This is a genomic window from Blautia sp. 2227st1_G12_2227SCRN_220401 (assembly GCF_039062885.1).
GTDB lineage: Bacteria > Bacillota > Clostridia > Lachnospirales > Lachnospiraceae > Blautia_A > Blautia_A fusiformis.
On sequence record NZ_JBCLNI010000008.1, the window covers coordinates 127,983 to 140,237 of the forward strand.

The following is a 12,255-nucleotide window of genomic DNA, read 5'->3' on the forward strand; positions in this document are numbered from 1 at the left end:
CGAGACTTCCGGGGGTTTTTGTTTCGTTTATGTAAGGTGGTTTAATCCTTTCAGCTGGAGGTTCGGCAGCAACAGCATTATAGCATGTTCAGAACAAAAATGGTATAATATTATAAATTGTCAAGAATGTCAGCAATCTCCTGCTGCTTGTTGGGATAAAACTCACAATGTAGAGGAAAGTGCAGAGGGGACGCGCATGTGACATTTGCGTTAATTAAGAGGAATCCTATAGAAAAAATTGTAGAGATAAATGAATGTGGGGGGAAATATGGTATACACATGCAAATATAAATCGCTAATCGGAGATATTTTACTTGCCGCAGATGAAATCGGACTTACCGGTTTGTGGTTTGAAGGACAGAAATATTTTGCAAATACACTTCCGGAAGATTATGTTCCACAGGAAACGAAAATTCTCACAGAAGCAAAAAAATGGCTGGATGTATATTTCTCCGGTGAAGAACCGAAATTTACTCCGCCACTTCATCCCACCAGTTCAGTATTCAGACAGGAAGTGTGGAAGATTTTATTACAGATTCCCTACGGACAGACGATCACATATGGAGAAATTGCGCGCAGAATTGCAGTGATGAAAAACACTTCCCATATGTCCGCCCAGGCAGTAGGCGGTGCGGTTGGACATAATGAAATTTCCATTATCATTCCCTGCCATCGAGTCGTAGGAACAAATGGAAGCTTGACGGGCTATGCCGGAGGAATTGACAAAAAAATTTCACTTCTCAAGCTGGAACATACAGATATGAGCCGTTTGTTTATTCCAAAGAAAGGAACTGCACTGTAAAACTCAGGCTGAGAGGACGGTCTGGTGCAGGCGTCCACGAAAAGACAGATATTTTATTTATGAAAACATGCTATGAAAATTGCCAGCAGGATTTCGGAGGAATAATTATGGGAAAAATACTGGATGAAGATTTAATCTACGAGATACTGTCCGTGGTGGAAGAGATACCTGAGGGAAAAGTGGCCTCCTACGGGCAGATCGCACGGCTGATCGGGCGGGATAAAAATTCACGTCTTGTAGGAAAAGTCTTAGGTATGGCAGAATTTTACGGGAAGTATCCCTGCCACAGAGTTGTGAACCATGCAGGGCGTACTGCACCAGGCTGGAGAGAGCAGAAGATGCTTCTGGAAGACGAGGGTGTGGAGTTTAAGGCAAATGGATGTGTAGATATGAAGCAGTATCAGTGGGAGGAGTAGTGTTTTATGAATTATAGAAAGTAGAAATATGATGCAGATCCCGGAGCTTACAGAAGTTCTGAAGCTGAAAGCAGGGGAAAACGGTCTGGAGTAGTTTGTCCGATGGGGCTATTTTGCAGACTGCCTGCAGTGCATCAAAAGTGAATACAGGATTGAATAACTATATCCATGGAGGAGAATTCGTAGTTCTGACAAATCCCAGTGTCACCAACGACAGCCGGAAACTCGTGCTGGAGGAAAAGGACAGAAACGCCGTAGAGCAGCTGTCTTCCTCTATTCTGGATGCAGAACATTTAAGCCGAGAGCGTGTGATGGCACAGGCCAGATATCTGAACCTTGCACCGCTTACCATGACCGATGAGCAGATGGAGAAAGGACTTGAGATCTTTGAAGCTTCTCTGAAAGAGGCATTAGAAGCATAGATTAATAGAAAGTTACTCTGTAACAGAAAAATAAAACATGCTTGACAAATCATAAATTCCTCATATAATTATCAATGGTAATTAACGAAGATAATTATATAAGGAGTTTTTTTATGACAAATGAAAAGATCAAGCGGATGTTTGATGCGTTTTATCAGGCAAAGCGGATCCGGGATATGCTTCCGCCACTGCCTCAGGGGGTGATGCCATCCTACATACAGTATCTGGATGTGATCCATTCTCTGCAGAGAGAAAAAAAGGATATCCGGCTCTCTGATATCAGTGATGCCATGAACCTTCCGCGTCCGGGTGTTACCAGAACAGTGAAAGAAATGGAGACAAAGGGATATCTTCAGAAGCTTACGTCTCCGGATGACGGGCGCGTTACTTACATTTCCATAACAGAAAAAGGAGAGATGCTTTCCAGGAAGTATGATCAGGATTATTTCAGCAGTCTGGCGCCCTATCTTTCAGAGATTTCCGAAGAAGAAGCAGACAATATGATCCGGACCATCGGGAAATTTTATCAGATCATGTGTGACAGGAGGGAACATTATGACAAATGATAAGGCAGATTTTACCCAGGGAAATATCCTGAAGAAGCTGGTTGCATTTATGATGCCGGTACTCGGTGCGCTGATCCTGCAGGCTGCCTATGGTGCGGTCGATCTTCTTGTAGTTGGAAGATTCGGTTCCACATCCGGACTGTCAGCGGTTTCCACCGGAAGTCAGGTACTGAATCTGGTTACCTTTGTAGTGATCCAGTTTGCTATGGGTATCACAGTTCTGATCGCACGTTATCTTGGAGAAAAAAGACCGGAGCAGATTGGCTCCGTTATCGGTGGGGCTGCGATCGTCTTTACCATGATATCTGTCGTGCTGTTTATTGTTATGGTAGGTTTTGCACATCCGATCTCCGTGCTGATGCAGGCACCGGAAGAAGCGGTAGCGCTGACTGCATCTTATGTACGGATCTGTGGCAGCGGAATTTTCTTTATTGTTGCGTATAACCTGCTGTCTGCTATTTTCCGTGGTCTTGGTGACAGCAAATCTCCGCTGCTATTTGTGCTGGTGGCATGTATTGTAAATGTGATCGGAGACCTGGTACTGGTAGCCGGCTTACATATGGATGCAGCAGGAGCAGCTATTGCTACGGTTTCTGCTCAGGCCTTAAGTGTTGTATTTGCAGTAGTTCTGCTGATAAAGAAGAAGCTTCCGTTTACCATTACAAAAAAAGATTTCCGGTTGAATCCCCAGTGCAGACGTTTTCTAAAGATCGGACTGCCGCTGGCACTTCAGGAATTCCTGACCCAGATTTCATTCCTGGCCTTGTGCGCATTTGTCAATCGCCTGGGTCTGGAAGCATCCTCCGGTTACGGAGTTGCATGTAAGATCGTAAACTTTGCCATGCTGGTTCCAAGCTCCCTAATGCAGTCCATGGCCTCCTTTGTTTCACAGAACGTAGGAGCAGGAAAGCCGAAACGTGCGAGAAAATCCATGCTTACGGGAATTGGAGTTGGCCTGTTTGTGGGATGCCTGGTATTTATCCTGATCCTGCTGAAGGGTGATGTGCTGGCAGGATTCTTTTCAACAGATGCCGGCGTTATCCAAAAGGGCTTTGATTATCTGAAGGGGTTTGCTCCGGAGACACTGGTAACGGCTGTTCTGTTCAGTATGATAGGCTATTTCAACGGAAACAACCAGACCATATGGGTTATGATCCAGGGCCTGATCCAGACGCTTCTGGTACGACTTCCAATGGCGTACTTTATGAGTATCCAGCCGGATGCCAGCCTGACAAAGATCGGTCTTGCAGCACCGGTATCTACCACAGTGGGAATCATTCTGAACATTGGATTCTTTCTGTACTTTACCCGTGTGAAAAAAGAAATTGTTTCGGAAGAATGACCGGATAAAGGGATGTAAATGAGAGGGGTGATATGATATAATCAGAATCACCCCGGCAGAGGTGATGGTACTGACCCCTGAAATAGCTGCCGGAATCTTGACAGCTGTAAAGGAGGAGTACAGGATGATTTGCGGGATGACGTATTTTCAGATATGTCTGTATTTTTTGTTTTATTCTTTTGGAGGATGGGTCGTTGAAGTTATCTTCCATGCAGTAACCTTAGGAAAGGTTATAAACCGGGGATTTCTCAACGGTCCGGTATGCCCGGTGTACGGATTTGGTGTACTTTCCGTGTTTGCATTGCTTAATACGCTTCAGAGCGGCGGACATCAGATGAGTGAGGGAATGATCTTTCTGTTTGGAATCGTTCTTGCAACTGCGGTAGAGCTGGTTGCCGGATGGCTTCTGGATGTATGCTTCCATGCAAGATGGTGGGATTATTCTAATAAGCCGCTGAATTTTCACGGCTATATCTGTCTTGAGTTTTCCCTGATATGGGGACTTGCCATTGTGATGGTCGTAAAGGTTTTTCAGAAGTATGTGGAGCGTCAGGCTTCTCATACACCTTCCACACTGGAATGGGTTGTTATGGCAATTCTGTATGCGGTGTATCTGGCTGATCTTATTGTAACAGTGGCGGTGATCCGCGGACTGAATAAGAAGCTTACCCGACTAGATAAGGTACGTGCGGATCTGCGGATCGTGAGTGATAAGCTCAGTGATACTCTGGCAACAACTACCATTGATACAGCACAGAAGGTGGGAGAAGGAAAGGTTCAGGTTGCTCTTGCTAAGGCAGAGCTCAGAGATGCGACTGTGGCTCAGAGAGAAAAATCTGCCGAAATGCTTCGAATGAAGAAAGCGGAGCTTCAGGCACAGTTTGATGAGCTGTCAAGCTCTATCACAAACCATACGGTATTCGGCCAGGGAAGAATCATTAAGGCTTTCCCGGAGATGAAGCACAGAGATTATTTTGAACTGATCCAGGAACTGAAGAAAAAACTCAGATAAGAAAAATGAAACGCGATAAAGAGGCAGCAGGAAATTTCCAACATTTCCTGCTGCCTTTTTTGGGAGTATCAGAGTTTCAGCTTATCGGATTCGTTTCTTTATCATTGGTCCGATGATCATGGCGATGATCATTTTTATGAGATCTGCCGGGATAAACGGAATTACACAGATTCCAAGAGCTGCTTTGAAAGTGGAATCTGCAACGATGCAGAACCATACAGTTCCGAAAAGATAGCATACAATTGTTCCTGCGATCATACCAACGAGCTGGATCAGAGGCTTATGGCAGTTGTCAATTACCAGTCCGGTAATAACAGCCATAACGATAAAGCCGATGATGTATCCGCCTGTAGGACCGGCCAGCTTTGCAGGGCCGCCGGTAAATCCGGAAAATACCGGAAGACCTACAAGTCCAAGCAGAAGATAGATCAGATAGCTGATGGTTCCTTTTTTCCATCCGAGAAGATACAGGGACAGATAAATGGCAAGATTGGTAAATGAGATCGGAACCGGACCGATCGGAATGGACAGCGGCGCAAGAATACAAGTGACAGCTGCCATAAGAGCGGTCATGGTGATCTCGTAGGTTTTTGTACGTGGTGCAGAGACAGTATTTGTCTGGTTCATATTGAAAGAGCCTCCTTTGAAAAAGGTAATATATTTACTGGTTCGGGTAAGTAATGAAATGCTGTAAGTGTGTATGATAGGTCATATGTCCATAAGGATGCTTACGCAGATTCAATCTCATAGGTGAATCCTGCATCCGTAATGGTTTTCAGAGTGTCTTCGATTCCCTGACCACCTTCTGTAAGATAACCGGAAGCAAAAATAGAGTCTACAACACTGAGTAGTTTTTTTTCTTCGCCTTTAAAATAAACTTCTCTTCCGGCAGCACATCGGATATCTGCTTTAGGTACAAGAAGTCTTGCCAGGCAGAGGACCTTCATACAGTATTCGGTTGTCAGCTGGGAAATATCTGCATTTCCGAGAGGAGTTCCCTTGATCGGAAGAAGAAAGTTGATCGGCAGTGCTTCCGGCTGGATCTCACGTAATTCCAGAAGCATGTCAACAACGTCTTCCTTGCTTTCACCCATGCCAATGATACCGCCGCTGCAGATCTCGAAACCAAGTCCCTGAAGCATATGGATATTCCGGACACGCTGGTCAAAGGTATGTGTACTGCAGATATTATGATAAAAGGAACGGCTGCTGTTCAGGTTATGGTTGATCCGGTCAAGACCAGCCTCTTTGAGCATTTTTGCCTGGTGCTCTGTGAGAAAGCCTATGGAGCAGCAGAGATGAGTTCCGTGTTCTTTCATTTTGCGGATCCTGCGGGCCAGCTCCTCGATCTCTTTATCTGTAAATTTCATACCACTCAGTCCGATACAATGTCTGGATAAATGATAATCATTTACGAAATCATTGTCCTGATATAATTTGTCTTCATCTACCCATTTGTATTTATCAATATCGGCAGTGGAACGACATGACTGGGCACAGTAGGCACAATCCTGGGAACAGTTACCGCTGCGGGCATTGGTAAGGATGTGGATGCTTACCCGGTTTCCCTTATATTTGTAACGTAAACTGCTGGCACGGTCGATCAGTGCCTCAAGTTCTTCGTCCGGAGTATCTAAAATTGCAATGGCTTCATCTCTGGAAAGCGATGGAGCTTCTTTTTCGCATGCTGCAGTGTTCATGTCAATACCTTCCTTTTGATTTTTTTGTACGGGTATCACTTTATCACATAGAAATATCTATTGTCAACTATAAAAATAAAATGAGTTTACAATTAAAAACTGTAGTATTAAGGTATTGCTTAGACTTATCAAAGCAGGTAATTTCCTTGATTCAGTTAAAATAATTCTCAATTCAATATCATATCTTTATAAAATCTTAATACGAAAGCAGAGACTTTTATACTATCTTTGAAAGTAGTTATATATAATAAAATGCATTACGAGGATAGCACTGTTAAAAGTATTGATAAGGAGTTCTGATCATTTATGCCGGAAAAATCATATAAGAAAAAACATATGACATCTTTTCAGCTGATTATCATGGGGTTTGCAGGAGTGATCCTTTTGGGAACCGTTCTGCTGATGCTTCCATTTTCTTCTGCGGAGAAAGTGATCACACCATTTCATGAGGCACTTTTTACAGCCACTTCGGCGGTATGTGTTACAGGTCTTGTGGTAAAGGACACTGGAAGCTACTGGTCCCTGGCAGGCCAGACGATCATTCTTGCACTCATACAAACAGGTGGGCTTGGAGTAGTGACTGTGGCTGCGTCTGTTTCCCTTCTTTCCGGAAAGAAAATATCCCTCATGCAAAGAAGCACCATGCAGGATGCAATTTCAGCACCTAAAGTTGGAGGAATCGTCAGACTGACAAGGTTTATTTTGAGGGGAACATTTTTGATCGAAGCTGCAGGGACGGTGTTGCTGCTGCCGGTTTTTATGGGAGATTATGGAAAAAAGGGAATCTGGATGTCAGTTTTTCATTCAATCTCTGCTTTTTGTAATGCCGGCTTTGATATTCTGGGGACAGATTCCAGTATGTTTCCATCGCTGACCGGGTATTCAGGAAATATACTTATAAATCTGGTAATTATGCTGTTGATCATTACAGGAGGAATCGGTTTTCTCACATGGGATGATATTTATACAAATAAACTGAACTTTAAACGCTACCGCATGCAAAGCAAGATCATTCTCATGACTACCGCATGTCTGATCTTATTTCCGGCAGTCTTTTTCTATATCTGTGATCTGACAAAATTACCCATGGGAAAACGCCTGTTAGCAGCAACGTTTCAATCGGTAACGACAAGAACTGCCGGATTTAATACTATAAACATTTCAGAGATGAGTGAGGCATCAAAAGCAGTTATGATATTGTTAATGCTAATTGGTGGTTTACCGGGATCTACAGCAGGTGGAATGAAAACAACAACTTTTTCAGTACTTATTTTAAATGCAATTGCGACATTTCGAAGTCAGGAAAATGCAGGAGCTTTTGGGCGAAGACTTGAATATCATGTGATAAAAAATGCAGCGACAATAGCCATGTTATATTTTGCCTTGTTCTTTGGCGGCGGAATAGCGATCAGTGTGTACGAAGGCCTTCCGCTTTTAGATTGTCTGTACGAAGCTGCTTCAGCTGTTGGTACGGTAGGTCTGACTCTGGGAATCACACCGGAACTTCATGTTTTTTCACAAGTCGTGCTGATCATACTGATGTATCTGGGACGTGTAGGTGGTCTGACCCTGATCTATGCGGTATTTTCCGGAAGAAATAAGGGAAATGCAAAGCTCCCTCTGGAAAAAATCACAGTTGGATAAGAAGGAGAAAAATAATATTATGAAAAATGTATTGCTTATTGGACTTGGAAGGTTTGGAAGACATATTGCCATGCAGCTCAATCAGCTGGGACATGAAGTTATGGCAGTTGACTGGAAGGAAGAAAGAGTGGACAAAGTACTGTCATTTGTGACGAATGCTCAGATTGGTGACAGCACCAATGCTGAATTTTTACAGTCCCTTGGAATTGGAAACTATGACATTTGTTTTGTGACCATTGGAGAGAGCTTTCAAAATTCTCTTGAAACAACATCCCTTCTAAAAGAACTGGGTGCAAAATTGGTGATATCCAGAGCTGAACGTGATGTTCAGGAAAAATTTCTTTTACGCAATGGTGCCGATAAGGTAGTTTATCCGGAAAAGCAGGTGGCAAAATGGGCCTCCTTCCGTTATACAGATGATCATATACTGGATTATATGGAGGTGGATGCTTCCCATGCAATTTTTGAAGTGGAAGTGCCGGAAGAATGGGTTGGAAAAACAGTGGGTGGACTTGACATCAGAAAACGCTACAATATTAATATTCTGGCAGTAAAAAATGAAGAGGAATTCAGTATTGCAATTTCACCGGAAACATATTTTGCAGAAAATGATAAATTACTGGTATTAGGAGAATACAGAGCTCTTCAGAAGTGCTTCCGCATATAGCTCATTGCCATGAAGAAAAAATTTTGACCACAGAACAGCTGCGTGATATAATTCCAGAAAACAGCAGTAGAAGGAGAATGACAGAATGAGCTTGAAAATGAAGGATACAGTAAAAAACAGAACCTATCCGAAACGGCCATTTGCATGGTATGTGGAAAAACCGTCTGCAAAAGATTACTTGCTGACGGTTTTTATATTTGCAGTATGCACTTTGATCGGCCTGCTGTTTCAGAAACTGGATCTTACAGATACAAATATTGTAACGATATACATTTTGGGCGTATTGATCACTTCGATCGTGACAGATGGTTATCTTTGCAGTGTAGCCGGCTCCTTTTTAAGTGTATTCTTATTTTGCTTTTTCCTGATGGAGCCAAGGATGTCTTTTGAGACATACGCGGTGGGATATCCGGTGACATTTTTCATAATGCTTATTTCGTCTGTACTTACAGGAACCCTTGCGGCAAAGCTGAAAATGCATGCAAAGCTGTCTTCACAGATTGCCTTTCGCACACAGGTTCTGTTTGATACGGATCGTCTGCTGCAAAAGGCAAAAAGTGAGACAGAAATCCTCGGAGTTACCTGTACACAGCTGATACGCCTGTTAAACCGCAGCATCACGGCATATGTTGTGGAAAATGGAACTTTATCAGAAGGAAAGCTTTTTTCCGGGGAAAAAGAGAGCACAGAGGATTTTCTGACACAGGAAGAACAACAGGCGGCCAGATGGACTTATGAAAACAGACAGCGTGCCGGCGCATCCACACAGTATTTCTCACAGGCAAAATGCTTATATCTGGCAATTCGAAGCGGGAATAATGTTTATGGCGTAATCGGGATCCCTCTGCAGAAAGAAACACTGGACTCTTATGAATACAGCATCCTGCTGTCTGTAATAAATGAATGTGCACTTGCAATGGAGAATGTACAAAATGCCATAGAAAAAGAAAAAAATGCGGTTTTAGCAAAAAATGAGCAGCTGCGTGGCGATCTTCTTCGGGCGATCTCCCATGACCTGCGTACTCCGCTTTGTTCTATTTCCGGAAATGCAGATATGCTTCTCAGTAACAGTGACCGTCTGGATGAAGCTACAAGGTATCAGATCTACACGGACATTCATGAGGATTCAGAGTGGCTGATCGGAGTTGTGGAAAATCTGCTTTCCATTACCAGGCTCAATGATGGAAGATTGAAGTTTAAATTTACGGATCAGCTTTTGGATGAGGTAATAGCAGAGTCACTCCGACATATCGGCCGGAAGCATGATGCGTATAAGATCGTGGCGGACTGTGAAGAACTTGTTCTTACACGTATGGACGTGCATCTTATTATACAGGTTCTGGTAAATTTGATCGATAATGCGATAAAATATACGCCGTCAGGCTCTGTCATCAGCATTCGGGGGTTCAAAAAAGCCGGGAAAGCACAGGTAAGCGTGGAAGATAACGGCCCCGGGATCCCGGATGAAATGAAGCCACATATTTTTGAGATGTTTTATACAGGGAAAACAACCGTTGCAGACAGCCAACGGAGTCTGGGGCTTGGCCTGGCACTTTGCCGCTCTATCATAGAAGCTCACGATGGAACACTGGTTCTTTCAGATCATGCTCCGCATGGATGTAATTTTACTTTTACTTTACCATTAAGCGAGGTGACATTAAATGAATAAGACATTAATTCTGGTGGTTGAGGATGACAGACCCATACGGAACCTGATCGTTACCACATTAAAAACACATGACTATAAATATCTGGCTGCAGAAAATGGAGCTTCAGCCATTTTGGAGGCTTCATCACACAATCCGGATATCGTTCTTCTGGATCTGGGCCTTCCTGATATGGAAGGAGTAGAGGTAATAAAGAAAATCCGTACCTGGTCGAATATGCCTATCATCGTGATCAGTGCCAGAAGTGAAGATATGGACAAAATAGAGGCACTGGATGCGGGTGCAGATGATTATATCACAAAACCATTTTCAGTAGAAGAATTACTTGCGCGTATCCGTGTCAGCCAAAGACGGCTTGCCATAACGCAGTCAGGAAAACAGCCGGAAACATCTGTTTTTGAAAATGGTGGATTAAAGATAGATTACACGGCTGGCTGCACATTCCTGAAGGACAGAGAACTGCATCTGACGCCCATTGAGTATAAGTTGCTCTGCCTTTTATCCCGTAATGTTGGAAAAGTATTGACACATACATATATTACTCAGCAGATCTGGGGACGCTGCTCGGAAAACGATGTTGCTTCTCTCAGGGTTTTTATGGCAACACTGCGGAAAAAACTGGAGCCTGAAAAAAACGGTGTACAATATATCCAGACGCACATAGGAATTGGATATCGCATGCTCAGAATCGAGAAACCTGAGCAGGAAACCAAAAAAGATAGCATTAATCCTCAAACGATAATATAATCATCTCATATGATGACAGTTTTTTTCTATAGTAAAGATCACAGAAAAGGACGGAAACAGACGATGAAGATCATGGGGATTGATATCGGCACAACAACAGTCAGTGTCGTAATGACAGATACAGAAACGGGAAAGCTGCTTGCAAAGGAAACAGTGGAGCATAATTCTTTTCTGCGGAGCAGTAAGCCGGAACAGAAGCTGCAGGATCCGGAACGGATCTATGAGATCGTCCGGGAGCTTCTTATAAAGCAGCAGAAGGAGAATGGTTTGCCAGATGGAATAGGGTTTACAGGGCAGATGCATGGAATGCTGTATGTGGATGCTTCCGGCAAGGCAGTGAGTCCTCTCTATACCTGGCAGGATGGAAGCGGAGAGATTCCGCTGGAAAACGGAAAAACCTGTGCAGAGCTTTTGCAGGGAGTAGGTGCGGCGGCGTCCGGATATGGTGTAGTGACACATTTTTATCTTCAGAAGAAAGATCAGATCCCGAAGGATGCTGTAAGGATGACGACGATCAGTGATTATATTGCTATGCGGCTGTGTGAAAATACTGTCCCTGTTATCGGACTTGACATGGCGGCAAGCTGGGGCTGCTTTGACCTGCGAAAACAGGAGTTTCTGTATGAAGCCCTGGAGCAGGCCGGCGTAGATACTTCTTATCTGCCGGAAGTAAGAAAGGGACATTTTTTAGTCGGAGAAACAAGAGCCGGTGTGCCGGTAATGGGATCAATCGGTGACAATCAGGCGAGTCTGTTTGGTTCCGTCCGGGATCTTAAAGATACCGTACTCCTGAATGTGGGAACCGGCAGCCAGGTTTCCTTAGTGACAGAGAAGTTTATAGAATGCAGCGGCAGTGTGGAGCTTCGCCCCTGTACCGAAAACAGCTATATCCTCGTGGGAGCTTCCCTGTGTGGTGGTCGTGCGTATGCGATGCTGGAACAGTTTTACAGAGAAACTGCAGAAACTGAAGAAAGACTGTATTCCCGGATGCAGGAGCAGGCAGAAAAATTTATTGAAACATACGGAAAAGAAGCTGCATGGAAAGTAGACACGGCTTTTTCAGGGACAAGAAGTGATCCGTCTCACAGGGGCATGATCGCAGGGATCGGTGTAGAGAATTTTCATCCTGGTGCACTGACGGTCGGTGTGATCTGTGGGATCCTTAACGAACTGCATGAGCAGTATGAGCAGATGTGTCAGCTCACCGGAAAAAAGGTCACACGCCTGACTGGCTCCGGAAACGGAATTCGCCGAAACCCGCTGATGAGAA

General features: G+C 43.9%; 13 protein-coding genes. 11 read left to right on the plus strand and 2 right to left on the minus strand.

The annotated features are described in order from the left end of the window. The first annotated feature begins 268 nt into the window (after window positions 1-268). The 6 genes from ABCM67_RS06080 to ABCM67_RS06105 all read left to right on the plus strand — a co-directional run bounded on the left by ABCM67_RS06080 (window position 269) and on the right by ABCM67_RS06105 (window position 4,560). Window positions 269-802 (plus strand): methylated-DNA--[protein]-cysteine S-methyltransferase, encoded by a 534-nt coding sequence (locus ABCM67_RS06080; protein WP_092068747.1) that lies wholly within the window; start codon window positions 269-271, stop codon window positions 800-802. 107 nt (window positions 803-909) lie between these two features. Further along, a complete protein-coding gene (locus ABCM67_RS06085; RefSeq protein ID WP_015527257.1) occupies window positions 910-1,218 on the plus strand; it encodes an MGMT family protein in 309 nt (102 codons plus the stop codon). A 152-nt stretch (window positions 1,219-1,370) separates the two neighbouring features. Beyond that, window positions 1,371-1,640 carry a hypothetical protein gene (locus ABCM67_RS06090; RefSeq protein WP_147602932.1) on the plus strand — a complete coding sequence of 90 codons (270 nt, stop codon included), beginning with the start codon at window positions 1,371-1,373 and terminating at the stop codon, window positions 1,638-1,640. Window positions 1,641-1,753: 113 nt separating this feature from the next. Next, window positions 1,754-2,206: a MarR family transcriptional regulator gene (locus ABCM67_RS06095; protein WP_110102910.1), complete on the plus strand. Its 453-nt coding sequence runs from the start codon at window positions 1,754-1,756 to the stop codon at window positions 2,204-2,206. Then, window positions 2,196-3,548 (plus strand): MATE family efflux transporter, encoded by a 1,353-nt coding sequence (locus tag ABCM67_RS06100; protein ID WP_147602933.1) that lies wholly within the window; start codon window positions 2,196-2,198, stop codon window positions 3,546-3,548. The genes ABCM67_RS06095 and ABCM67_RS06100 overlap by 11 nt, the downstream gene beginning before the upstream one ends. 124 nt (window positions 3,549-3,672) lie before the next feature. Next, window positions 3,673-4,560 (plus strand): putative ABC transporter permease, encoded by an 888-nt coding sequence (locus ABCM67_RS06105; RefSeq protein ID WP_021977018.1) that lies wholly within the window; start codon window positions 3,673-3,675, stop codon window positions 4,558-4,560. An 81-nt stretch (window positions 4,561-4,641) separates the two neighbouring features. Here the strand turns inward: ABCM67_RS06105 and ABCM67_RS06110 are convergent, their stop codons facing one another. Both ABCM67_RS06110 and bioB read right to left on the minus strand, forming a co-directional pair. After that, the gene (locus tag ABCM67_RS06110) at window positions 4,642-5,187 is read right to left on the minus strand and encodes a biotin transporter BioY (protein ID WP_147602934.1); all 546 of its coding nucleotides are present in this window, start codon (window positions 5,185-5,187) and stop codon (window positions 4,642-4,644) included. Window positions 5,188-5,288: 101 nt separating this feature from the next. Beyond that, the gene (bioB, locus tag ABCM67_RS06115; protein WP_059086040.1) at window positions 5,289-6,260 is read right to left on the minus strand and encodes a biotin synthase BioB; all 972 of its coding nucleotides are present in this window, start codon (window positions 6,258-6,260) and stop codon (window positions 5,289-5,291) included. A gap of 306 nt (window positions 6,261-6,566) precedes the next feature. On the opposite strand from bioB, the gene ABCM67_RS06120 reads away from it, so the two are divergent. The 5 genes from ABCM67_RS06120 to ABCM67_RS06140 form a co-directional block, all read left to right on the plus strand. Then, entirely contained in the window at window positions 6,567-7,904 is a 1,338-nt protein-coding gene (locus ABCM67_RS06120) for a potassium transporter TrkG (protein ID WP_342992615.1), read from the plus strand. Window positions 7,905-7,923: 19 nt separating this feature from the next. Then, on the plus strand, window positions 7,924-8,571 hold the full coding sequence (locus ABCM67_RS06125) for a TrkA family potassium uptake protein (RefSeq protein WP_015527248.1): 648 nt from the start codon (window positions 7,924-7,926) through the stop codon (window positions 8,569-8,571). Between the two features lie 85 nt (window positions 8,572-8,656). Next, window positions 8,657-10,240 (plus strand): DUF4118 domain-containing protein, encoded by a 1,584-nt coding sequence (locus ABCM67_RS06130; RefSeq protein ID WP_059086038.1) that lies wholly within the window; start codon window positions 8,657-8,659, stop codon window positions 10,238-10,240. Beyond that, the gene (locus ABCM67_RS06135; protein WP_059086037.1) at window positions 10,233-10,985 is read left to right on the plus strand and encodes a response regulator transcription factor; all 753 of its coding nucleotides are present in this window, start codon (window positions 10,233-10,235) and stop codon (window positions 10,983-10,985) included. Before ABCM67_RS06130 ends, ABCM67_RS06135 begins: the two co-directional genes overlap by 8 nt. 63 nt (window positions 10,986-11,048) lie before the next feature. Then, on the plus strand, window positions 11,049-12,255 hold a 1,207-nt coding region (locus ABCM67_RS06140), incomplete at its 3' end, for an FGGY family carbohydrate kinase (RefSeq protein WP_342992616.1).

Coding starts and splice junctions, on each gene's coding strand:
- ABCM67_RS06130 (WP_059086038.1), top strand. CDS start 8,657: ATGAGCTTGAAAATGAAGGATACAGTAAAAAACAGAACCTATCCGAAA.
- ABCM67_RS06080 (WP_092068747.1), top strand. CDS start 269: ATGGTATACACATGCAAATATAAATCGCTAATCGGAGATATTTTACTT.
- bioB (WP_059086040.1), bottom strand. CDS start 6,260: ATGAACACTGCAGCATGCGAAAAAGAAGCTCCATCGCTTTCCAGAGAT.
- ABCM67_RS06135 (WP_059086037.1), top strand. CDS start 10,233: ATGAATAAGACATTAATTCTGGTGGTTGAGGATGACAGACCCATACGG.
- ABCM67_RS06125 (WP_015527248.1), top strand. CDS start 7,924: ATGAAAAATGTATTGCTTATTGGACTTGGAAGGTTTGGAAGACATATT.
- ABCM67_RS06120 (WP_342992615.1), top strand. CDS start 6,567: ATGCCGGAAAAATCATATAAGAAAAAACATATGACATCTTTTCAGCTG.
- ABCM67_RS06110 (WP_147602934.1), bottom strand. CDS start 5,187: ATGAACCAGACAAATACTGTCTCTGCACCACGTACAAAAACCTACGAG.
- ABCM67_RS06105 (WP_021977018.1), top strand. CDS start 3,673: ATGATTTGCGGGATGACGTATTTTCAGATATGTCTGTATTTTTTGTTT.
- ABCM67_RS06095 (WP_110102910.1), top strand. CDS start 1,754: ATGACAAATGAAAAGATCAAGCGGATGTTTGATGCGTTTTATCAGGCA.
- ABCM67_RS06100 (WP_147602933.1), top strand. CDS start 2,196: ATGACAAATGATAAGGCAGATTTTACCCAGGGAAATATCCTGAAGAAG.
- ABCM67_RS06085 (WP_015527257.1), top strand. CDS start 910: ATGGGAAAAATACTGGATGAAGATTTAATCTACGAGATACTGTCCGTG.